This window comes from Bacillus sp. SRI_025 (assembly GCF_057592095.1).
Genome location: NZ_JBYEGB010000001.1, coordinates 258,997 through 281,034, shown reverse-complemented (window position 1 = coordinate 281,034; position 22,038 = coordinate 258,997). Strand labels below are relative to the sequence as shown.

The window sequence follows — 22,038 nt, the reverse complement described above, 5'->3', positions numbered from 1 at the left end:
GCAATGATGAAAAGAATGATCGATGTGATGGTGGCATTGACGCTGCTCATCGCAGGCAGTCTTCTTTTTCTTCTCATCTATGGACTGATTAGATGGAAAATTGGAACGCCTGTGGTGTTTCGGCAGAAGCGGCCTGGTCTGTATGGCAGGCCTTTTATGCTCTATAAATTTCGGACAATGACCGATGAACGCGACGAACATGGGGAGCTGCTGCCAGATCATCTGCGTTTAACAAAAACCGGCGCCTTGATTCGAAAGCTTAGTCTTGATGAATTGCCGCAGCTTGTCAATGTACTCAAAGGAGAGCTCAGTCTCGTCGGGCCAAGACCGCTTTTGATGGAGTATTTGCCTATGTATACAGAGGAACAAGCAAGGCGTCATCTTGTGAAGCCCGGCATAACAGGATGGGCACAGGTGAACGGCCGAAACACGCTTTCTTGGGAGGAGAAATTCACCTATGACCTTTGGTATGTCGAGCATCAATCGTTTTGGCTCGATATGAAAATTCTATGGATGACCTTGCTGAAAGTCATGAAAACAGAGGGGGTGCAGCAGCCGGATCATGCCACAGCTGAAAAATTCAAAGGAACCGATATGTAAAAAGCAAACCATTGGTTTAATTGGGGCTGGAGGACATAGCAAAGTCATCCAAGATCTCATTTTTGCACATTCCGATTACTCATTATGTGCGGTGTTAGATGATCAATTTGAAGAGGTGGTCACTCAAAGCGGGATTTTGTATGGACCGATCTCCATGAGTGAGCAGCTGAGAAAGACCATGCCACATATGAAATGGCTGATTGCAATCGGGCAAAATGAGATCAGACTGCTCATGAAGGAACGCCTCTCATTTGAAAATACAGCGTACGCCACACTCATTCATCCAGAGGCGGTCATAAGTCCGTCAGCTGTCATTGGAAGGGGGACTGTCGTGATGGCAAGGGCAGTGGTACAAGCAGATGCAGCCATCGGTGAGCATGCGATTATGAATACAGGATCTATCGTGGAGCATGACTGCATACTCGAATCGTTTGTGCACCTGTCACCAGGCGCGGTTCTGACTGGCGGTGTTTCCGTGCGGGAGGGTGCACATATTGGGGCAGGTGCCGTCGTGACACCGGGTACAACGATTGGAAGCTGGACGGTCATTGGGGCTGGAGCGGCAGTGACAAGAGATATACATGATCAGAAGGTCGCGGTAGGAATTCCTGCAATGGAAATCAAAGATCGGAAAGAAGGTGGGAAGTCATGAAAGAAAGGAAGCGAATTTACTTATCTCCTCCGCATATGAGCGGAAAAGAGGATCTCAAAATAGAGGAAGCCTTCAAGAGCAACTGGATTGCGCCGCTTGGACCGCTTGTGAATGAATTTGAGCAGACAGTAGCGGACTATGCAGGAGTGAAGTCAGGAGCGGCTTTATCCTCAGGAACAGCGGCGATTCACCTTGCTTTAAAGCTGATAGGTGTACAAAAAGGAGACATTGTCTTTTGTTCCACCCTCACGTTTGTTGCAACGGCAAATCCGATTTTATATGAACAAGCGTCGCCCGTTTTTATTGATTCTGAAAGGGAGACGTGGAATATGTGCCCGCTCGCTTTAGAGAAAGCCTTTGTTGAATCAAAACGTCTTGGTAAAAAACCTCGCGCGGTCATTGTCGTCCATTTATATGGGCAAAGTGCAAAAATGGACGAGATCATGGCTCTGTGTGAAGCATATGATGTACCCGTCATTGAGGATGCGGCTGAATCGTTAGGTGCGCTGTATAAAGGAAGAAAAAGCGGCTCAATGGGCAGGTTCGGTATCTATTCTTTTAATGGAAATAAAATCATTACAACATCAGGGGGCGGAATGCTTGTGAGTGATGATGAAGCTGCGATTGAACGATGCCGCTTTCTTGCGTCACAGGCCAGAGAACAAGCCATGCACTATGAGCATCAAGAGATGGGCTACAACTATCGCATGAGCAACCTCTTAGCAGGGGTCGGGATTGCTCAAATGGAAGTGCTGGACGAGCGTGTTGATCAAAAGCGCCGCATTTTCCAGCGTTATCAGGACGCTTTATCAGAAGCGGAGGGTCTTCATTTGATGCCAGAATATCAAGAAACGAAATCCAACCGCTGGCTGACGGCATTGACCATTGATCGTGATACAAAATTGTCTCCAGCAGATATCATTCTTGCTTTAGAAAAAGAACAAATCGAAGCAAGGCATGTATGGAAGCCGCTGCACCAGCAGCCGCTCTTTCGCCATTGCCCTTTTTATACTGCGGAAAAAGGGACGCCTGTATCCGAGCTGTTATTTGAGAGGGGGCTTTGTCTCCCGTCTGGAACGAGCATGACAGATGCAGATCAGGAGCGTATCATCCATATACTTCATGACATGCTGCGAGAAAAAACATTTACCTCTTCACAGGCTGCTCATTCGTAAGCAGCCTGCCTCTCTTTCTATCAAATTCCTCAATTTGTGGAATAATTAGGAATAAGTATTGTCATGTCGTTTCAAATATGATATTGACAAGGGCTCCCTTCCTCCTTAAAATGAAAATGATTATCAGCATCAATTAGGAGGAGCAACTTATGACTATTTGGAATAATTTTCCGAAAATTAAAATAAATACTGTGTTACCCTTCCTGCTTATTCTCTTTTTATTAGTAGGATGCTCTCAAACAAACAATGGAGCGGATGGAAACAAGGATCACCCTGACATGATCACTATGGCGTGGCCAAGAGATATTGGTGAAATGAATCCACACGTATACAACCCATCACAATTGTTTGCACAATCAATGATTTATGAGCCGTTGGTGAGCTATCAAAAGAATGGAAAGCTGAAACCAGAATTAGCGAAATCATGGGATGTTTCAAAGGATGGCAAGGTGTATACGTTCCATTTAAGAGACGGAGTAACATTCTCAGATGGCTCTGAATTTAATGCGGATATTGTTAAAAAGAACTTTGATACGATTTTAAAAAATAAAGATTTACATAGCTGGTTAGGTGTCATTAAGAAAATCAAAAAGACAGAAGCCGTTGATAAAAAGACATTTAAACTCACATTAACAGCACCATATTATCCAACTGTGCAAGAATTAGCCGTTGTTCGTCCAGTTCGTTTCTTAGGTGAAGCAGGCTTCCCTAAAAACGGAGATACGTCAAAAGGAATTGAAAAACCAGTGGGGACAGGCCCTTGGATTTTAAAAACATATAAGAAAGATGATTATGCTATTTTCGAACGAAACGATCATTATTGGGGAGAAAAACCAAAGGTAAAAGAAATCAAGGTAAAGGTTATCCCAGATGCGGAAACGAGAGTCATGGCATTTGAAAAAGGTGATGTGGATCTACTTTACGGAGAAGGAACCATTAGCCTTGATTCCTACAAACAGCTAGAGGCAAGCGGCAAGTATGAAACGAAAATGTCAGAGCCTGTTGCAACGAGACAGCTTGTCATGAACACAAAAGTGGATCAGCTGTCAGATGAGAAAGTGCGTCATGCCCTTCAATATGCCTTCAATAAAAAATCAATGGTAGAAGGGGTCACTTCTGGTTTAGAGGATGAAGCAGATCACATCTTGCCGACAAACATGCCGTATACGTCAAACATTCAGGTGAAGTCTTTCAAATATGATGTGGATAAAGCCAAAGCATTGCTGGATGAAGCGGGCTGGACACTTCCAAAAGGAAAATCCGTTCGTGAAAAAGATGGGAAAAAGCTTGAGTTCAGCATGATGTATGACTCGGCAGAATCGATTCAAAAAGCGATGGCAGAAACGCTGCAAGCCGAATGGGCAGCCGTTGGTGTCGGCGTCAAGCTTGAGGGTGTGGATTTGGCCACACAGGTTCAGCGCTTTAAAGCCAATAAGTTTGATATGAACTTCTTTAGCAACTACGGAGCGCCGTATGATCCGCATACGTTTATGAACGTTCTCTCATCAGATGGATTTGGATTCAAAGAAGCCATTTCAGCCTACCCAAATAAGGAAAAGCTGATCAAAGAAATGACGGAAATTCCATCAACAACAAATGAAAAGAAACGTAAAGCACTGTATTCGTCTGTCTTATCCTCTTTACAGGATCAAGGGGCAATTGTGCCAATCTCTTATTTTAAAAAGACAGCCGTTTATCAAAAAGCTGTGAAAGACTTTGAATTCCCTGCGAATCGTGATGAACAACCTTTCACAGGCATTAAGCTGAAGTAACAGAAGGAAGGTAAGGAAATGGGCCGCTATATCTTCAAACGATTGCTATCAATTATTCCTGTATTTTTATTAGCCACACTGCTCACAACTGGTATGATTCACCTTTCGCCAGTTGACCCGGCTGAGGCATATTTAGCAGCGGCTCATATCCAACCTACGGATGAAATATTAGCGCAAAAACGAAGTGAATTCGGCTTAGATGAGCCATTTTATATGCAGTATCTTCATACCATTGAAAAAGTCATTCATCTTGATTTCGGCCGGTCGTATATGTCCAATCAGCCTGTCGTTGATGAGGTGATGTATCGAATACCGGCAACGATTCAATTGGCACTGACCAGTCTGCTGATCGCTATTTGTGTCAGCATTCCGCTCGGCTTTTTCAGCGGCATGAGGAAAAATGGTGCCGTTGATCATGTGAGCCGGCTGATTTCTTTCTTAGGAGCATCTATCCCAACGTTTGTTTTGGGGTATTTGCTCATCTTCTTTTTTTCAGTGAAGCTAGACCTTTTACCAGTTGAAGGGGTCGGAACATGGGCGCATCTCATCCTGCCGTCGATCACACTGGCAGTCCCTTTAATTGCTACGTATACAAGGCTGTTACGTTCAAGTGTGAGTGAGGCGCTTCAAGAACCTTTCGTTCAATATGCGAGAATGAGAGGATTGAAGGAACAATCGATCATGTTCAAGCATGTGTTCAGAATTGCGATATCGCCGATGTTGACCGGACTTGGGGTGAACCTCGGCAAGCTGTTAACTGGAACCATTATTGTAGAGGCTGTTTTCTCATGGCCAGGGTTTGGCCGCTTTTTTATTGAAGCGATCTTTAACCGGGATCTGCCAGTCATTCAATTTTATGTCCTCATGTCAGCCTGTATTTTTATCTTGAGCAGCTTGATGGTTGACTTGATTCAGCTGATCATTGACCCTCGTATTTCTAGAAAGGAAGGCCGCCAGCAATGATGACAAAAGTAAAACATCTCTTCTCTCATCAAAAGATGATCTCGATCTGCGCCCTGCTGCTCGGTCTCCTGCTGATTGTCACAATATGTGCGCCATGGATCGCTCCACATGATCCGGCAGCTGTCAATCTAGCGATGAAGCTAAAGGGATCTTCATGGGAGTATCCGCTTGGAACAGATCAATTAGGGCGGTGCAATTTATCTCGTATTTTATATGGTGCGCGTGTTTCGCTCGGCTGTGCGTTATTAATCTTTCTTTCTTCGTTATTCATTGGTTTAATTGTCGGCCTGTTTTCAGGATACAAAGGCGGCTGGATTGATCATGTTTTGATGAGAATCTGTGACGGTGTCATGGCATTTCCAAACCTGGTGCTGATCCTTGGATTAGTCGGTATCTTCGGTCCGGGACTTTCTCAAGTCGTACTAGCCTTGATGCTTGTGCAATGGGTGTATTATGCCCGCGTCTTCCGTGGAATGGTGCTCAGTTTAAAAGAACAGAACTTTATTGCAGCTGCAAAAATCAGTGGGACCTCGCACTGGAATATCATGAGAAAGCACATGATCCCCAATGTCCTGCCGCCTTTAGCAGTCATTGGAACACTCGAAATGGGCTGGGCAATTATGGACATTTCTGCGATGTCTTTCCTCGGATTAGGGGTTCAGCCTCCTATGCCTGAATGGGGAGCAATGATTCATGAAGGGAAGTCGTATATTCAAACGAATCCTCAGTTGATGCTGTACCCAGGTCTTGTGATCATGACTGTGGTGATTCTGTTTAATTTACTAGGAGAAGCCCTTTCAGAGAAATATGGTATCAAACGCCGTGTGTAAAGGAATGATCAATGTGCAAGAGCCCATTTTACAAATAGAGAACCTGCATGTGCATACGAAAACACCTCAAGGGACAACCCCTCTTATTCAAGAAGTATCGTTTGAAGTAGAGCGCGGTCAAATCCTTGGATTAATTGGTGAGAGCGGCTGCGGGAAAACAGTGACAAGTATGTCGATCTTACGTATGCTTGATCGAAAAACAACTGAAGTCACTGGCAGTATCACATTACAGGGACGAGAATTGATCGGTATAAGTGAAAAGAATATGCGGTCCATTCGAGGCAAAGACATCTCATATATTATGCAAAATCCAATGAACAGTTTTACGCCGGTATGGACAATCGGCCATCAGCTGGTTGAAACCATCCGCCGGCATTCTGCTGTTAGTAAAAAGAAGGCACGAGCACAGGCAATGGATGCTTTAGCGCAAATGAATCTGCCGCAGCCAGACGAACTGTTCAACAAATACCCCTTTGAATTAAGCGGAGGGATGCTGCAGCGTGTCATGATCGCCATGGCTGCCTGTATGCACCCGCCCCTCATCATTGCAGATGAGCCGACAACTGCTTTAGATGTACACAATCAGAAACGGGTTCTTCAGCATCTGAACCAAGTTCGTCATGACTATGGAACGGCCATTTTACTCATTACCCACGATCTTGGTGTCATTGCTGAAATGGCAGATCAAGTTGTCGTCATGAAACAAGGAGAAATTGTGGAAAAGGCAGGAGTTCTTGAACTTTTTGAACAACCAAAGCATGATTATACAAAAAAACTATTAGCAGCTCGTCCATCCATCCCAGCTGTTTGCCCGATTTGAGGTGAGAAGGCCCTTGCATTTATTAGAAGTAAAAGCAGTCAGTCATGCATACAACAGCCGGTCGTTTCTAATGAGAAATAAAGGCGCAGCCCCTGTCTTGAAAAGCGTCGATTTGAACATTGAAGAAGGCACATGCCTTGGGCTGCTGGGACAAAGCGGCGCAGGGAAAAGTACACTTGGCCGCATCATACTTGGTTTAGAGAAACCAAGAGCTGGACAGGTTCTTTTTGAAGGTCAGGATGTCTATCGTGCAGATCAGCAAACACGTAAGCATTTTCGCAGGCATGTGCAAGCGGTATTTCAGGATTCCTATTCGGCGGTAAATCCAAGATGGACAGTTGAACAAATTTTATCTGAACCGCTTGAAAACTATGAAACCATGAGCCGAAAGGAACGTAAAAACGTGCTGATTCACTGGCTTGAAAGAGTCGGGCTCGGTGAAAAGGATTTGTCTAAATATCCGCACCAATTCAGCGGCGGCCAGCTGCAAAGGATCAACATTGCTAGAGCTTTATTGCTCCAGCCAAAGCTCATTGTACTTGATGAATCTGTCAGCAGCTTAGACATGGTCACACAGGCTGTCATTTTAGATTTATTAGTAGAATTAAAAAAGGAGCTGGGTGTGGCTTACTTATTTATTACACATGATATGACAGCAGCCTATCACTTAAGTGATCAATTGGCGATTCTTGATCAAGGCGAGCTTGTGGCCCAATTTCAATCAAAGGATGAATTCTTTTCATCAGAAGAGGAAGCGGTGCGGAAAATGAGAGATGCAATGCTTGCAGACCATCCTTTGTCAAGAACGATTGGCAGACCGGTTCGGTAAAGCTTTATTATCAACGCCTCTTTTAGAAGAGGCTATTTTTCATGAAAGGCAGGTGGCGTCGTGAACCATCGAGCGTATTTAGCTTTGGCCATTCCTTTAACGATTTCAACGATGACCACTCCTTTACTTGGAGCTGTTGATACAGCGGTTGTCGGTCAGCTCGCAAATCCTGCTTATATTGGAGGCGTTGCGGTCGGCAGTCTCATTTTCAGTACATTATATTGGCTGTTTGGTTTTTTGCGGGTAAGTACATCTGCTTTTGCTGCTCAGGCAAACGGGGCGCAGAATGAGGAGCAGGGTGTTCTTGCTTTTCTAAGACCTTTTTTCGTCGCCATCATCGTCGGACTTTGTTTTATTGCCCTGCAATGGCCAATTATTCAATCTGCTTTTCTAGTGATCTCTCCTGATGCTGATGTCCGTCAATTTGCCGCAGACTATTTTCATATTCGCATTTGGGGAGCGCCTTTTACTTTAATGAATTATGTCATATTGGGCTGGCTGATGGGGATGGCAAAAATGAAAGAAGCCCTTTCTTTACAAATCTTGATCAATGTCATGAATATGGCGCTTGCATTTCTGCTTGTTCATGTGTTTTCGTTTGCGGTCAAAGGAGTTGCGGCTGCGACATTGATGTCTGAATTAACCGCTTTTGTGTTAGGGGCATGGATCATCATGAAGCATTCGTCAAACGGATTCCAGATGCCTTCCATTAAGAAAATCATGGATACACAGGCAGTGCAGAAAATGTTTCATGTGAATAAAGATTTGTTTATTCGCACGATCTGTCTGCTAGTGGTCATCAACATGTTTACAGCAAAAGGCGCTTCTTTTGGTACAGAGCTGCTGGCAGCGAACGCTATCTTATTTCAAATTCACTACATCATGGCTTATTTGTTTGATGGTTTTGCCAATGCGTCCAGCATCCTTGTTGGGCGGTCAGTTGGTGCAAATGACCGTTCTCTTTATGAAAAAACTTTAACCCTTTCAAGGCAGTGGGCACTTGTTATGGCATGTGTCATTGCGGCGGTTTATTTTCTATTAAAAGAGCCGATATTGAGCCTGTTTACAAATCTCCCTCAGCTGCTTGACGTGACATTACGCTATGCGGACTGGCTTGTACTTTATCCGTTTGCGGCTTGTTTCGGTTTGGTCATTTACGGCGTATTTACAGGTGCGACAGAAATTGCCCCTGTTAGAAATTCGATGCTGTTTGCAATGATTTTGTTTATCGTAGTTCAAACCGTGGTCACGCCCATTTGGCACAATCATGGCCTATGGTTTGCCTTTATCATCTATACTGTAGGGCGGTCTGGCTTTTTAATGATGTATAAATCGAGGCTGGATCAGAAGCTTTTTGCATATGATAAACACCCTTTGTCATCTTGACAAAAGGGTGTTCTTTTTCGTTCATTCGCTTTCTTTTTTCACCTTTTGATAGGCTTCATCAAGATGCTGAATTCGCTTCAATACAACCGCATTTTTGGTCAGCTGGTCTTGAACAAGCGTTGACACCACTGAGCGGTAATAGGCATTCATCGCATGAACTTTGTCTTCATTTTGGTTCATGGCGATGTGCTGTTTCAAGTTGTCGACAAAGTATGGAACGGAAAAAAGTTCAGACATAGAAATCACTCCTATTTCGTATATACGGTCCGTCAATCTTCATGTAAAATGATGAGAGGGAGGGGAGACAATGAGCCTTAAACTGCAACAAGAACAGGTATTAAAGCAGGTGCTCACACAAGAACTCAGGCAGGCCATTACGCTGCTGCAACTGAATTGCGCAGAGCTCGGCGAGTATCTTGACCAGTTAGCGCTTGAGAACCCTCTGATTGAGCGGAAAGACACGGACAGCTATCAACCAGTTTATCATAAAAAATCACAAGAACGAATGACAGAGCCGTATCGAACGCATCAAAAAGAAAGCCTGCAAATGTTTTTAAAAAGACAGGCGATTGATTTGAATTTAAGTGAAAAGAATCAAAGAATCTTTCATTTTATGATTGAATCCATTGATTCCAATGGCTATCTAAATGAACCGATCGACGCAATGGCAGCTGTCTTAAAGGTGCCAGTTGAAGAAGTAGAAGCCGTCCTTCATCAGCTGCAATCACTAGAGCCTGCCGGGATTGGCGCAAGATCATTGCAGGAATGCATCCTCCTGCAGCTGAGAAGAAAAAAGGAGCGCTGGTATGAAGCTGAGCTGATCATCGAAGAGCATTTCTTTCTTTTTGCCAGAAAAGCTTGGAAGGAAATTGCGGCGAAAACAGGTGTTTCAATGAAAACACTCCAAGCGGTACAAGATGAAGTGTCTCAGCTTGAACCAAGACCAGGTCTTCATTTCTCATCTGATGAAGAGCATGTGTATATCGAGCCTGATGTGACGATTACTGTGGTGCAGGATCACATCACATTTGAGCTAAATCAGCGCGCTTTTCCAGACGTTGAAATGAATGAAGGTTACTTCGCCATGATTCAAGACCAAAAGCGGCACGAAGCATACACGTATTTAAAGGAAAAAGAGCAGCAGTACAATTGGCTTGTCCAAGCGCTGAGGCAAAGAAAGCAAACGATGACTCATGTCGTTCGTGAGATTATCTCACATCAGACTGATTTTTTCCTTACAGGGAAACATAAAATGAAACCGCTTACGATGAAGCGGATCGCAGATATACTGCAAGTCCATGAGTCAACAGTCAGCCGTACTGTAAAAGGGAAAATGGTGCAAACCCCTTATGGTCTCATGGAAATGAAACAATTTTTCCAAGCAAAATTAGAAGGGCATTCGCTCGAAGAGGCGTCCAGCTACACAGTCAAAACGCATATTGCAGAGCTCATTCAAACGGAAAATAAGAAAAAGCCGTATTCAGATCAGCAAATCATGACGCTGCTTCAGCAAACCTTTGGCATCCGCGTGTCGCGCAGAACCATTGCAAAATATCGCGAACAAATGAATCTTCCAGCCTCAACGCTGAGGAAACGCTACGATTAAAAAGAAGTACTTGCCAGAACATGGCACGTGCTTCTTTTTTTGTTGAAAGCAAGGCAGCTCGAAGATTTCTTGAAAATTAAAGAGGGGAGACGTGTGATCTGAAATTTTGGGGTAAAGTATAAGATAGGGCATGAGCCGATAGGGATAGACAACAGTGATGAGGTGAGACCAATTGAAATATAAACAAATCAAAACGAAAAAAATATATGAAGAAATTGCGGATGCATTAATTGAATCCATTCGTACAGGTGAGCTTCTTCCGGGGGAAAAATTAGATTCGGTTCAAGCGCTTTCAGAAAGCTTTCAAGTCAGCCGTTCCGCTGTAAGAGAGGCACTGTCTGCTCTTAAAGCGATCGGATTAATAGAGATGAAGCAAGGGGAAGGCACGTATGTGAAGCAGTTCGATCCTGAGCAGCTCACATTTAGTCTGTCTCCTGCATTTTTGATGAAGCAGCATGATATCACGCAGCTCCTTGAATTAAGAACCATTATTGAGACGGGTGCTGTCAAAAAGGCAGCGCTTTTGCGAACGGACGATGACCTTCATCAGCTGCGTGAGGCACTCGAACAAATGAAACTCGCAGAAGCACATAAAGAAATTGGTGAAGAGGCAGACCTCTCCTTCCATCTTGCTTTAGCCAAAGCCTCAAAGAATGATTTGTTAAAGGCGTTAATGAATCAGGTCTCCACCTTGCTGGTAGAAACAATGCGGGAAACGAGAAAAGTCGTCTTGTTTTCAAGGAAAGCCTCCATTCGGCAGCTTTACAAAGAACATGAACACATTTACAAAGCTGTTATGGCAAGACAGCCAGAAGAAGCAGAAAGGGCGATGCTCACGCATCTAAAAAATGTAGAAAAACTGCTGAGTGATGTGAGTCAAGAACCGGCAGGACAGTCAGAACCACAGTAAGCTGTGCCGAATGAGGGCACAGCTCTATTATGAACGAGAAATATGCAGTTTCTTCATGCGATACTGCAGACTTTGCCTGCTCATGCCCAATATCTTTGCAGTCTGTGAAATATTATCGTCCATTTTTTCTAAGTAATGGACGATGTATTGTTTTTCGAATCGTTCCATTTGGGTTTGAAAATCAGTCGTATGTTCTGCGCTTGTATAAATAAACGTGTCAGCTGCTGCGGTATGCTGCAAAGGATTCGTCTGTAATTGCGCTGCAGGACGGCCTTCCCTATGTTTAAATCTAAAATGATATGGAAGATGATGCATGCTTAAGTAATCCTCATCCATCATCATATTCATCCCCGCTTCAATCACATGCTCGAGTTCCCGTACATTCCCCGGCCAATCATACGCTTGAAAAAGGGCTAGTACCTCTTCGTCTGCTGCCTTCACCTCCATTTGAAACAGCTCATTATATTTTTGAATAAAATGACTGACAAACGTAGGAATATCTTCTTTTCGCTCAGAAAGCGGCGGAATAAATAAGGTGACAATACCTAGCCGATAAAATAAATCCTTGCGCATGCGTCCGCCTGCGATCGCATCCACAGGGTCCTCATTCATATTGGCAATGACTCTTACATCAACAGCGATTTCTTTTGTGCTGCCTAACCTTCTCACCCGCTTCTCCTGTAATACGCGCAGCAGTTTTGCTTGAAGACCAGGATTTAATGAGTTGATCTCATCAAGCAGAAGTGTACCACCCTGCGCCTGTTCAAATAAACCGGGCTGATCAGTTGCGCCGGTAAAAGCCCCTTTTTGTGTACCAAAGAGCAGACTTTCAATGAGATTATCAGGCAGTGCCGCGCAATTCTGGGTAATAAATGGTCCAGATGACCGGCTGCTGCCGTTATGAATGCTTTGAGCAAATAGTTCTTTTCCTGTCCCTGTTTCTCCCACAATGAGGACGTAGGAAGAGGTGCGTGTTGCTCGTTTTGCATGCTCAATCACCTCTAAAAACGCAGGGCTTTGTCCAATAATGGAATCAAAGGTAAAGCGTGTGCTTCCTTTTTTCTTCATATTGTGGTGAATCAGCCGTTCCAGCTTGGTCACATCATTCGAAATTTCAACCGCTCCTTGGATGAGACCATCTCGAACGAGCGGGTATGTATGATTAATCGTTGTAATTTCTTTTCCGTTGTAATTATGATACGTCTGCTTTGCATGAACGGTTTGTTTCCCAGTTCGCAGTGCTTGGACGAGCGTACTGTGCATTTCGTCTTGGAAGACGAAGAGGTCTAATACATTTTTATGGAGAACATCAGAGCGTTTCAAAGACTCAATCTCCATCATTTTTTTATTATAAACAACAGTATTGCCATTCTCGTCAATTGCATGAACCCCGACATCTATTAAATCGAGCATTTGCTTATACAGATCAATCTCATTTGCCAGCTTTGCAGTATACGAATCTTCTTTCATTGCGGCACCTCCAGACGTTACCTCTATTTTACATGAAAAATTTTGCGGTTTCCTCTAAAAAAATTTGCAGGTGCAAATATATTTTGCATGAATAGCCTTTACAATCAGCGCCATGATGCAGGCAGAAAGTTGGCACAATCCTTGCATATCATATGTGTGTAGATGAACCTAATTTGAAAAAGGCTAGCTTATAGAAGGAGGAATAGACGATGACACAGACAAATGAATTGATTCAACAAACGGAACAATACGGTGCGGCAAACTATCATCCGCTGCCAATTGTGATTTCAGAGGCTGAAGGAGTTTGGGTGACAGACCCTGAAGGCAATCGATATATGGATATGCTGAGTGCGTATTCCGCAGTGAACCAAGGCCATCGCCATCCCCGCATTATTGAGGCGCTCAAAAAACAGGCAGACCGTGTGACACTGACTTCAAGAGCTTTTCACAATGATCAGCTTGGACCATGGTATGAGAAAATTTGTCAACTGACGAATAAAGAGATGGCACTCCCTATGAATACTGGAGCTGAGGCTGTAGAAACAGCTGTAAAAGCAGCACGACGCTGGGGCTATGACGTCAAGGGAATCGAAGACAATCGCGCAGAAATCATTGCGTGCGTCGGAAATTTCCATGGCAGAACGATGACGGCTGTTTCCCTTTCTTCTGAAGCAGAATATCAAAGAGGTTTCGGTCCAATGCTTCCAGGCATCAAACTGATTCCTTACGGAGATATTGAAGCGTTACGTGAAGCCATCACACCACAAACAGCGGCTTTTCTGATTGAGCCTATTCAAGGGGAAGCGGGAATTGTCATGCCGCCAGAGGGCTTCTTGAAGGAAGCGAAGGCGCTTTGTGAACAGGAACATGTGCTGTTCATTGCAGATGAAATTCAGGTCGGATTAGCGCGAACAGGCAAGATGTTTGCATGCGACTGGGAAGACATTGAGCCAGATATGCTGATTCTTGGGAAAGCTTTAGGCGGCGGTGTATTCCCAATCTCGTGTGTAGTAGCAAACCGCGATATATTAGGCGTGTTTAACCCTGGGTCTCACGGCTCTACCTTTGGCGGCAATCCTCTTGCGTGTGCGGTGTCGCTGGCTGCACTAGATGTCTTAATCGACGAAAACCTTGCAGCGCGTTCTATGGAGCTTGGCGAATACTTAAAAGACAAACTGTCTCGCATTCAAAGTCCTGTTATCAAGGAAGTGCGCGGCCGCGGATTATTTATCGGCATGGAGCTGACAGAGGCTGCGAGACCTTATTGTGAGAAGCTGAAACAAGCAGGACTGTTATGTAAGGAAACCCATGAGACCGTCATCCGCTTTGCACCGCCTCTCACTATTTCTAAAGAAGATTTAGACTGGGCGATTGGTCATATTGAAGCATTATTTCAAGCATAAATGTCAAAGGGGGAGAACCATCACTTTCTCCCTTTCTCTTTCCACGAACAGCGAATTTTGTCAAAGGATGATGAATAGAAGAGTGAAAGTGGGGAAGCGGATTTGAAGCAAGAACAGCATAATGAACTAGAACGTTCCATGAAAAGCAGGCATCTCTTTATGATTGCCTTAGGCGGCGTCATTGGTACTGGTCTTTTCCTTGGATCAGGACTCATTATCCATCAGGCTGGACCTGGGGGAGCCATTCTCTCCTTTATCATTGGCGGATTGTTAATGTATTTGGTGATGCTCTGTCTTGGAGAATTAGCAGTGGCGATGCCGACAGCGGGTTCCTTTCAAGAGTATGCAACCAAATATATAGGCCCGTCCACAGGCTTTATGATCGGCTGGCTTTATTGGTTTAGCTGGGCATGTACAATTGGACTGGAGTTTACGTCAGCAGGCATTTTGCTCCAAAGGTGGTTCCCGGATATCCCTGTTTGGCTGTGGTGTCTTGCATTTAGTGTGATTTTATTTGCCGTGAATGCCATCTCAGCTCGCAGCTTCGCTGAAACCGAGTTTTGGTTTTCAGCCATTAAGGTCGCTGCCATCCTATTATTTATTATCATTGGAATTGGCGCAATTTTCGGAATGATTCATCTGAAAGATGGAGAACCAGCCCCTCTATTTCGTCATTTGACGGATCATGGCGGACTATTTCCTAACGGTGTTTTTGCTATTTTATTAACCATGGTCACGGTCAATTTCTCCTTTCAAGGAACAGAACTTGTAGGGATTGCAGCAGGAGAGAGTGAAAGCCCTGAAAAAACATTGCCGCGATCTATACGAAATATTATTTGGAGAACGATGGTCTTCTTCGTTTTATCCATTGCGGTTCTGGCCGCTCTTCTTCCGTGGCAGACAGCAGGCACCGTTGACAGTCCGTTTGTCGTCGTGCTGGACAAGGTCGGCATACCATATGCTGCAGATATCATGAATTTTATCATCATCACAGCCGTCTTATCTGTAGCAAACTCTGGGTTATATGCATCATCGCGTATGCTCTGGGCGCTTTCGAAAGACGGAAAAGGACCCGACTTTACGAAAAAACTGTCCAAGCGTAAAATTCCGATCAATGCATTATTGGTGACAATGGGTGTATCTGCACTATCTCTTCTTACAAGTGTTGTAGCACCAAAAACGGTGTATGTATGGCTCATTTCTATTTCTGGTATGGTCCTTGTTGTGGTGTGGATGTCCATTTGCTTGTCTCAGTATTTCTTTAGAAAACAATTCATAAAGGAGGGCGGAGATGTAAAGGATCTCGTCTTCCGAACACCGCTCTATCCATTTGTTCCATTAGCAGGCTTTATCGCATTTGGCATCGTCCTCATCAGCTTATTTTTTATCGAGGATCAGCGGATCGGCCTTTATTGCGGAATCCCGTTCATGGCCGCCTGCTACATCATTTATTATATTAAAATCAAACCGAAGGAAGAGGCAAAACAGCTTGGAACCATCACAAAAACATAAGCAGGTCCTGAAAAAAATGTGCATGCTGATATCACCAGCATGCACATTTTCAATCGTCTATTCATTCTATATAAAGGGAAATAAATATTTTGAAAAGAAATATCATCGCAAGAACCTTGATGACAAGCAGGCTTTCGGTGAAAATGTGTCTATTTTTTGTCTAAATGTGTTTCTAAGAGTTGAAAATGCAAGATTATCCTGTTAAAATAATTAAAGAAAGCAGGGATTGATTTTTTTTGGCTGTGGCGGGACGTTTTTTGTCACAGTGGGACGTTTTTAGTCCAACGTGAAAAGAAAGGGTCGTTAGCCATGAATCGTTTATTGGAAGCTCAAAAAAAATTATTGCCAGATCTTCTCATTGTTATGCAAAAACGCTACGACATTTTGCAGTACATCAGATTAGCTGAACCAATTGGCCGCAGAAGTCTTGCGACGAGTCTTGGTCTCAGTGAGCGTATCTTACGCGCTGAAGTTCAGTTTTTAAAAGAACAAAATCTGCTGGATGTCAAAACGAGCGGCATGATGCTGACGAGTGAGGGTCACGCTTTGCTTGAAATGCTTGAAGGAATGATGAAGGACGTTTTAGGTTTAACCTTTTTGGAAAATACATTAAAGAGAAAGTTAGGCCTGGAAGAAGTCATTATCGTTTCTGGTGACAGTGACGAATCCCCGTGGGTGAAGCAAGAAATGGGAAGAGCTGCTGTCCAATGTATGAAAAAAAGGTTTACTGGAAATAATATCGTCGCCGTCACTGGCGGAACGACGATGGAAGCCGTTGCCGAAATGATGACCCCTGATGCCAAAAACCGCGATATGATGTTTGTCCCTGCGAGAGGCGGTCTTGGGGAGAATGTAAAAAATCAGGCAAACACCATTTGTGCGCACATGGCTGAAAAAGCTTCTGGTACTTACAAACTGCTGTTTGTTCCAGGACAGCTGTCAGAAGGTGCATACTCTTCCATTATTGAAGAGCCGTCCGTCAAAGAAGTGCTTCAAACGATTAAATCGTCCACGATGCTCATTCATGGTATTGGTGAAGCAAAAACAATGGCGATGAGACGAAATACACCAGCTGAAGATTTAAAAAAGATTGATGAGCATGACGCAGTGACAGAGGCCTTTGGCTATTACTTTAATCGTGATGGTGAGGTCGTACACAAAGTACACTCCGTCGGCATGCAGCTAGATGATCTAGAAAGCATTCCACACATCATTGCTGTTGCAGGTGGATCATCAAAGGCGGGGGCGATTGAAGCTTATTTCAAAAAACCACGCCGAACGGTTCTCGTCACAGACGAAGGAGCCGCAAAAGAGTTATTAAGGGAGTCAATTGATCCCTCAATATAAAACATTGTGACCTATAAAAGGAGGAAACATCATGGCAGTAAAAGTCGGTATTAACGGATTTGGACGTATTGGACGTAACGTATTTCGTGCAGCATTAAATAATCCTGAAGTTGAGGTAGTAGCGGTTAACGATCTAACAGATGCTAACATGCTTGCACACCTTTTACAATATGACTCTGTTCACGGAAAACTAGATGCAGAGGTTTCTGTAGACGGTACAAACTTAGTAGTGAACGGTAAAACAATCGAAGTATCAGCTGAGCGTGACCCTGCGAAATTAAGCTGGGGTAAACAAGGCGTAGAAATCGTTGTTGAATCTACTGGATTCTTCACTAAACGTGCAGACGCTGCGAAACACTTAGAAGCTGGCGCTAAAAAAGTCATCATTTCTGCTCCTGCTAACGAAGAAGATATCACAATCGTTATGGGTGTAAACGAAGACAAATACGATGCAGCTAGCCACGATGTCATCTCTAATGCATCTTGTACTACAAACTGCTTAGCTCCATTTGCAAAAGTACTTAACGATAAATTTGGTATCAAACGCGGTATGATGACAACTGTTCACTCATACACAAATGACCAGCAAATTCTTGACCTTCCGCACAAAGACTACCGTCGTGCTCGTGCAGCTGCGGAAAACATCATCCCAACTTCTACAGGTGCTGCGAAAGCTGTTTCACTTGTATTGCCTGAACTTAAAGGTAAATTAAACGGTGGCGCTATGCGTGTTCCAACACCTAACGTTTCTTTAGTTGACCTTGTTGCTGAATTAAACCAAGATGTAACAGCTGAAGACGTAAATGCAGCACTTAAAGAAGCAGCTGAAGGAGAACTTAAAGGAATCCTTGGCTACAGCGAAGAGCCATTAGTATCTGGTGACTACAATGGTAATGCAAACTCTTCAACAATCGATGCTCTTTCTACAATGGTGATGGAAGGCAGCATGGTGAAAGTGATCTCTTGGTACGATAACGAGAGTGGATATTCTCACCGCGTTGTTGACCTTGCAGCTTACATTGCAAAACAAGGTCTTTAATTTCTCACACTGAAGGAACTCACTTGGTTCTTTCCTAGAGACACGATATAATGAAGACGGACAAGGGAAGGGGAAGCATCCCTTTCCCTTTTTCTCTGTTTTTATCCGTTCTGCACGATTTCTCGTTTTGATGAGGGCAAAATGGGAAAAGGATAAAGAGAGTCTTGTCCAATGCGTAAGGAAACCAGAATAAAGGAGGATCTCCTGACGAGCATGAATAAGAAATCAGTAAAAGACATTGACGTAAAAGGTAAAGTTGTGTTCTGCCGCGTAGATTTTAACGTTCCAATGAAGGACGGAGAAGTGACGGATGATACTCGTATCCGCGCAGCATTACCAACGATTGAGTATTTAACAGGACAAGGCGCAAAGGTACTGCTAGCTAGTCATTTGGGTCGTCCGAAGGGTCAAGTTACTGAAGAACTGCGTCTGACACCTGTGGCAAAACGTCTGCAAGAGCTTCTTGGAAAAGAAGTGAAAAAAGCAGATGAAGCTTACGGCGACAACGTGAAAAAGCAAATCTCTGACTTAAAAGAAGGAGATGTGCTAGTGCTTGAAAACGTTCGTTTCTATCCTGGTGAAGAAAAGAACGATCCTGAATTATCAAAAGCATTTGCTGATTTAGCCGATGTGTATGTCAATGATGCGTTCGGTGCTGCACACCGTGCACATGCATCGACAGCAGGAATTGCAGCTTATCTTCCGGCTGTTTCAGGCTTCCTCATGCAAAAAGAGCTTGAGGTGTTAGGAAAAGCCATTTCAAATCCTGATCGCCCATTTACAGCGATTATCGGCGGCGCAAAAGTAAAGGATAAAATCGGTGTGATTGAAAGTCTTCTTGATAAAGTAGACAACCTCATCATCGGCGGCGGACTTGCTTACACATTTGTGAAAGCACTTGGCCACGAGGTAGGGAAATCTCTATTAGAAGAAGACAAAGTCGATTTAGCGAAATCCTTTATGGACCGTGCAAAAGAAAAAGGCGTGAACTTCCTGATTCCAACAGATGTTCTGGTAGCCGACGATTTTTCAAATGATGCGAATACAAGCATTGTGCCAATCTCTGAAATTCCAAGTGATCTAGAAGCACTTGATATTGGAACAGAGACAAGAGAAAAGTATGCTGACGTTATTAAAAACAGCAAACTTGTTGTCTGGAACGGACCAATGGGTGTATTTGAAATCGATGCATTCGCTAAAGGAACAAAAGCAATCGCAGAAGCACTGGCAGAAGCAAAAGATACATATTCTGTCATTGGCGGTGGAGATTCAGCAGCAGCTGTTGAGAAATTTGGTCTTGCCGATCAGATGAGCCATATTTCTACAGGCGGCGGCGCTTCACTTGAATTTATGGAAGGCAAAGAACTTCCTGGTGTTACTGCATTAAACGATAAATAAGACCAAAACTGCTATAAGGAAGTGTCAATCATGAGAAAACCAATTATAGCTGGGAACTGGAAAATGAACAAAACACTTGGCGAAGCAGTCAGCTTTGTTGAAGAAGTTAAGTCATCTATTCCATCTCCTGACAAAGTGGAATCCATTGTCTGTGCGCCAGCTCTTTTCCTTGAAAAGCTAAACAGCCTTTCAAACGGAACAGACCTTAAAATTGGTGCACAAAACATGCACTTTGAAGAAAATGGTGCATTCACTGGTGAAATCAGCCCTGCTGCTCTAAAAGATCTAGGCATTGGCTATTCAGTGATTGGGCATTCAGAGCGCCGTGAATTCTTTGCAGAAACAGATGAAACAGTGAACAAAAAAGCACATGCTGCATTCAAGCATGGCATCGTTCCAATTATTTGTGTAGGTGAAACGCTTGAAGAGCGTGAAGCTGGCAAAACAAATGAACTTGTCGCTGATCAAGTGAAGAAAGCACTAGCTGGTTTAACGAAGCAGCAAGTGGCTGAATCTGTGATTGCCTATGAGCCAATCTGGGCTATCGGTACAGGAAAATCTTCTACAGCGAAAGATGCAAACGATGTTTGCGCACACATCCGCCAAACCGTTGCAAGCGAATTTGGTCAAGAAGCGGCAGACAGCCTTCGCATTCAATATGGCGGAAGCGTGAAGCCGGCAAATATTAAAGAATATATGGCAGAATCCGATATTGACGGTGCTTTGGTAGGCGGCGCAAGCTTAGAACCTCAGTCTTTCGTTCAATTATTGGAGGAAGGTCAATATGAGTAAGAAACCAGCAGCATTAATCATCTTAGACGGGTTCGGTTTAAGAGGCGAAACAGTCGGTAACGCTGTCGCACAAGCAAAAAAACCGAACTTTGACCGCTACTGGAACGAATTTCCGCATCAAACCTTAACAGCTTCAGGTGAGGCAGTAGGTCTCCCGGAAGGTCAAATGGGGAACTCTGAAGTGGGACATTTGAACATCGGTGCAGGACGCATTGTGTATCAAAGCTTAACAAGAGTGAATGTTGCCATTCGTGATGGGGAATTTGAGAAAAACGAAACGTTCCTAGATGCAATGACTTATGCAAAAGAGAATGACAAGGCGCTTCATTTATTTGGTCTCTTGTCAGACGGCGGTGTGCACAGTCACATCCAGCATCTTTTTGCCCTGCTGAAGCTGGCGAAAAAAGAAGGCTTAACAAAAGTATACATTCATGGCTTCTTGGACGGACGTGACGTTGGTCAGAAGACAGCCAAAGTGTACTTAAAACAGCTGGAAGAACAAATCAAAGAAATCGGTGTCGGTGAAGTGGCAACACTTTCTGGACGCTATTACTCAATGGACCGTGACAAACGCTGGGATCGTGTGGAGAAAGCGTACCGCGCGATGGCGTATGGTGAAGGCCCAAGTTATCAAAACATCTATGATGTCGTTGATGACTCCTATGAAAATGGAATCTACGATGAATTCGTTATTCCATCTGTCATTACGAGAGAAAATGGTGAGCCGGTTGCCAAAGTAAACGACGGCGACTCTGTGATTTTCTATAACTTCCGTCCAGACCGTGCCATCCAAATCTCGAACACTTTCACTAATGCAGATTTCCGCTCGTTTGACCGCGGAGAAGCTCATCCGAGGAATTTACACTTCGTCTGCTTCACACACTTCAGTGAAACGGTTGACGGCTATGTTGCCTTCAAACCAGTGAATTTGGATAACACAGTAGGAGAAGTGCTTGCTCAAAACGGATTGAAACAGCTGCGGATTGCTGAAACAGAGAAATATCCTCACGTGACGTTCTTTATGAGCGGTGGCCGTGAAGAAGAATTTCCTGGTGAAGACCGCATCTTAATCAATTCACCAGATGTGGCAACCTATGACCTCAAGCCGGAAATGAGCGCTTATGAGGTAAAGGATGCACTTGTTGCAGACATCAATGCTGACAAGCATGATGCGATCATTCTGAACTTTGCTAACCCGGATATGGTTGGTCATTCAGGTATGCTTGAGCCAACAATCAAAGCCATTGAAGCAGTAGATGAGTGCTTAGGAGCTGTAGTCGACGCAATCCTGGCAAAAGGCGGACATGCCATCATCACGGCAGACCACGGTAACGCAGACGTGCTAATTACCGAAGAAGGAAAGCCGCATACTGCACATACAACGAATCCTGTGCCAGTCATCGTGACGAAAAAAGGTGCGACGCTTAGAGAAGGCGGCATTTTAGCCGATCTATCTCCAACGCTTTTAGACTTACTTGGTCTTGAAAAACCAAAAGAGATGACAGGAACATCATTGATTCAAAAATAACAAATT

Annotated in this window: 20 protein-coding genes; 18 read left to right on the top strand and 2 right to left on the bottom strand. The window is 44.0% G+C overall.

Features of this window, described 5'->3' with window-relative positions; genetic code table 11:
- Nucleotides 1-6 precede the first annotated feature (6 nt).
- From AC20OE_RS01505 to AC20OE_RS01465, 9 genes are all read left to right on the top strand, one after another.
- Nucleotides 7-600, top strand: coding sequence for a sugar transferase (locus tag AC20OE_RS01505; RefSeq protein WP_039181552.1), 594 nt, complete (start codon nucleotides 7-9; stop codon nucleotides 598-600).
- Nucleotides 563-1,252 carry an acetyltransferase gene (locus AC20OE_RS01500; RefSeq protein WP_064498019.1) on the top strand — a complete coding sequence of 230 codons (690 nt, stop codon included), beginning with the start codon at nucleotides 563-565 and terminating at the stop codon, nucleotides 1,250-1,252. The genes AC20OE_RS01505 and AC20OE_RS01500 overlap by 38 nt, the downstream gene beginning before the upstream one ends.
- A complete protein-coding gene (locus tag AC20OE_RS01495) occupies nucleotides 1,249-2,427 on the top strand; it encodes a DegT/DnrJ/EryC1/StrS family aminotransferase (protein WP_106025603.1) in 1,179 nt (392 codons plus the stop codon). Before AC20OE_RS01500 ends, AC20OE_RS01495 begins: the two co-directional genes overlap by 4 nt.
- Before the next feature lie 149 nt (nucleotides 2,428-2,576).
- Nucleotides 2,577-4,199: a nickel ABC transporter substrate-binding protein gene (gene nikA / locus AC20OE_RS01490; protein ID WP_126682324.1), complete on the top strand. Its 1,623-nt coding sequence runs from the start codon at nucleotides 2,577-2,579 to the stop codon at nucleotides 4,197-4,199.
- 18 nt (nucleotides 4,200-4,217) lie between these two features.
- The gene (gene nikB, locus AC20OE_RS01485; protein ID WP_151284831.1) at nucleotides 4,218-5,162 is read left to right on the top strand and encodes a nickel ABC transporter permease subunit NikB; all 945 of its coding nucleotides are present in this window, start codon (nucleotides 4,218-4,220) and stop codon (nucleotides 5,160-5,162) included.
- Nucleotides 5,159-5,992, top strand: coding sequence for a nickel ABC transporter permease subunit NikC (gene nikC, locus AC20OE_RS01480; protein WP_039181542.1), 834 nt, complete (start codon nucleotides 5,159-5,161; stop codon nucleotides 5,990-5,992). Before nikB ends, nikC begins: the two co-directional genes overlap by 4 nt.
- Before the next feature lie 4 nt (nucleotides 5,993-5,996).
- Nucleotides 5,997-6,812 (top strand): nickel import ATP-binding protein NikD, encoded by an 816-nt coding sequence (gene nikD, locus AC20OE_RS01475; RefSeq protein WP_487268132.1) that lies wholly within the window; start codon nucleotides 5,997-5,999, stop codon nucleotides 6,810-6,812.
- Nucleotides 6,813-6,825: 13 nt separating this feature from the next.
- Nucleotides 6,826-7,641, top strand: coding sequence for a nickel import ATP-binding protein NikE (gene nikE, locus AC20OE_RS01470; protein WP_487268130.1), 816 nt, complete (start codon nucleotides 6,826-6,828; stop codon nucleotides 7,639-7,641).
- 60 nt (nucleotides 7,642-7,701) lie between these two features.
- A complete protein-coding gene (locus AC20OE_RS01465) occupies nucleotides 7,702-9,027 on the top strand; it encodes an MATE family efflux transporter (RefSeq protein WP_487268128.1) in 1,326 nt (441 codons plus the stop codon).
- A 21-nt stretch (nucleotides 9,028-9,048) separates the two neighbouring features.
- Here AC20OE_RS01465 and yvfG read toward each other — a convergent pair whose 3' ends face one another.
- Nucleotides 9,049-9,264 carry a protein YvfG gene (yvfG, locus tag AC20OE_RS01460; protein ID WP_024423509.1) on the bottom strand — a complete coding sequence of 72 codons (216 nt, stop codon included), beginning with the start codon at nucleotides 9,262-9,264 and terminating at the stop codon, nucleotides 9,049-9,051.
- A 70-nt stretch (nucleotides 9,265-9,334) separates the two neighbouring features.
- Here yvfG and rpoN point away from each other — a divergent pair, with 70 nt between their 5' ends.
- The gene (gene rpoN, locus AC20OE_RS01455; protein WP_487268125.1) at nucleotides 9,335-10,633 is read left to right on the top strand and encodes an RNA polymerase factor sigma-54; all 1,299 of its coding nucleotides are present in this window, start codon (nucleotides 9,335-9,337) and stop codon (nucleotides 10,631-10,633) included.
- Between the two features lie 172 nt (nucleotides 10,634-10,805).
- The gene (locus AC20OE_RS01450; protein ID WP_058837601.1) at nucleotides 10,806-11,543 is read left to right on the top strand and encodes a FadR/GntR family transcriptional regulator; all 738 of its coding nucleotides are present in this window, start codon (nucleotides 10,806-10,808) and stop codon (nucleotides 11,541-11,543) included.
- 27 nt (nucleotides 11,544-11,570) lie between these two features.
- Here the strand turns inward: AC20OE_RS01450 and AC20OE_RS01445 are convergent, their stop codons facing one another.
- Nucleotides 11,571-13,013, bottom strand: coding sequence for a sigma-54 interaction domain-containing protein (locus AC20OE_RS01445; RefSeq protein ID WP_487268123.1), 1,443 nt, complete (start codon nucleotides 13,011-13,013; stop codon nucleotides 11,571-11,573).
- Nucleotides 13,014-13,222: 209 nt separating this feature from the next.
- Between AC20OE_RS01445 and AC20OE_RS01440 the strand changes: the two genes are divergently transcribed.
- The 7 genes from AC20OE_RS01440 to gpmI all read left to right on the top strand — a co-directional run bounded on the left by AC20OE_RS01440 (nucleotide 13,223) and on the right by gpmI (nucleotide 22,032).
- Nucleotides 13,223-14,416, top strand: coding sequence for an ornithine--oxo-acid transaminase (locus AC20OE_RS01440; RefSeq protein WP_039181526.1), 1,194 nt, complete (start codon nucleotides 13,223-13,225; stop codon nucleotides 14,414-14,416).
- A gap of 138 nt (nucleotides 14,417-14,554) precedes the next feature.
- Nucleotides 14,555-15,928, top strand: coding sequence for an amino acid permease (locus AC20OE_RS01435; RefSeq protein WP_487268559.1), 1,374 nt, complete (start codon nucleotides 14,555-14,557; stop codon nucleotides 15,926-15,928).
- A gap of 309 nt (nucleotides 15,929-16,237) precedes the next feature.
- Nucleotides 16,238-17,275 (top strand): sugar-binding transcriptional regulator, encoded by a 1,038-nt coding sequence (locus AC20OE_RS01430; RefSeq protein ID WP_039181517.1) that lies wholly within the window; start codon nucleotides 16,238-16,240, stop codon nucleotides 17,273-17,275.
- A 31-nt stretch (nucleotides 17,276-17,306) separates the two neighbouring features.
- Nucleotides 17,307-18,314: a type I glyceraldehyde-3-phosphate dehydrogenase gene (gap, locus tag AC20OE_RS01425; RefSeq protein ID WP_007500174.1), complete on the top strand. Its 1,008-nt coding sequence runs from the start codon at nucleotides 17,307-17,309 to the stop codon at nucleotides 18,312-18,314.
- A 213-nt stretch (nucleotides 18,315-18,527) separates the two neighbouring features.
- Nucleotides 18,528-19,712, top strand: a complete 1,185-nt coding sequence (locus tag AC20OE_RS01420; RefSeq protein ID WP_024426073.1) for a phosphoglycerate kinase — start codon at nucleotides 18,528-18,530, stop codon at nucleotides 19,710-19,712.
- Nucleotides 19,713-19,742: 30 nt separating this feature from the next.
- Nucleotides 19,743-20,504 (top strand): triose-phosphate isomerase, encoded by a 762-nt coding sequence (gene tpiA / locus AC20OE_RS01415; protein ID WP_017359213.1) that lies wholly within the window; start codon nucleotides 19,743-19,745, stop codon nucleotides 20,502-20,504.
- Nucleotides 20,497-22,032: a 2,3-bisphosphoglycerate-independent phosphoglycerate mutase gene (gene gpmI, locus AC20OE_RS01410; protein WP_059377572.1), complete on the top strand. Its 1,536-nt coding sequence runs from the start codon at nucleotides 20,497-20,499 to the stop codon at nucleotides 22,030-22,032. The genes tpiA and gpmI overlap by 8 nt, the downstream gene beginning before the upstream one ends.
- Nucleotides 22,033-22,038 lie beyond the last annotated feature (6 nt).

Bases quoted from the DNA above. Each gene is read 5' to 3' on its own strand.
- AC20OE_RS01505 (WP_039181552.1), top strand. From the start codon at position 7: ATGAAAAGAATGATCGATGTGATGGTGGCATTGACGCTGCTCATCGCA.
- AC20OE_RS01500 (WP_064498019.1), top strand. From the start codon at position 563: ATGCCACAGCTGAAAAATTCAAAGGAACCGATATGTAAAAAGCAAACC.
- AC20OE_RS01495 (WP_106025603.1), top strand. From the start codon at position 1,249: ATGAAAGAAAGGAAGCGAATTTACTTATCTCCTCCGCATATGAGCGGA.
- nikA (WP_126682324.1), top strand. From the start codon at position 2,577: ATGACTATTTGGAATAATTTTCCGAAAATTAAAATAAATACTGTGTTA.
- nikB (WP_151284831.1), top strand. From the start codon at position 4,218: ATGGGCCGCTATATCTTCAAACGATTGCTATCAATTATTCCTGTATTT.
- nikC (WP_039181542.1), top strand. From the start codon at position 5,159: ATGATGACAAAAGTAAAACATCTCTTCTCTCATCAAAAGATGATCTCG.
- nikD (WP_487268132.1), top strand. From the start codon at position 5,997: ATGATCAATGTGCAAGAGCCCATTTTACAAATAGAGAACCTGCATGTG.
- yvfG (WP_024423509.1), bottom strand. From the start codon at position 9,264: ATGTCTGAACTTTTTTCCGTTCCATACTTTGTCGACAACTTGAAACAG.
- rpoN (WP_487268125.1), top strand. From the start codon at position 9,335: ATGAGCCTTAAACTGCAACAAGAACAGGTATTAAAGCAGGTGCTCACA.
- AC20OE_RS01445 (WP_487268123.1), bottom strand. From the start codon at position 13,013: ATGAAAGAAGATTCGTATACTGCAAAGCTGGCAAATGAGATTGATCTG.
- AC20OE_RS01440 (WP_039181526.1), top strand. From the start codon at position 13,223: ATGACACAGACAAATGAATTGATTCAACAAACGGAACAATACGGTGCG.
- AC20OE_RS01435 (WP_487268559.1), top strand. From the start codon at position 14,555: ATGAAAAGCAGGCATCTCTTTATGATTGCCTTAGGCGGCGTCATTGGT.
- AC20OE_RS01430 (WP_039181517.1), top strand. From the start codon at position 16,238: ATGAATCGTTTATTGGAAGCTCAAAAAAAATTATTGCCAGATCTTCTC.
- gap (WP_007500174.1), top strand. From the start codon at position 17,307: ATGGCAGTAAAAGTCGGTATTAACGGATTTGGACGTATTGGACGTAAC.
- AC20OE_RS01420 (WP_024426073.1), top strand. From the start codon at position 18,528: ATGAATAAGAAATCAGTAAAAGACATTGACGTAAAAGGTAAAGTTGTG.
- tpiA (WP_017359213.1), top strand. From the start codon at position 19,743: ATGAGAAAACCAATTATAGCTGGGAACTGGAAAATGAACAAAACACTT.
- gpmI (WP_059377572.1), top strand. From the start codon at position 20,497: ATGAGTAAGAAACCAGCAGCATTAATCATCTTAGACGGGTTCGGTTTA.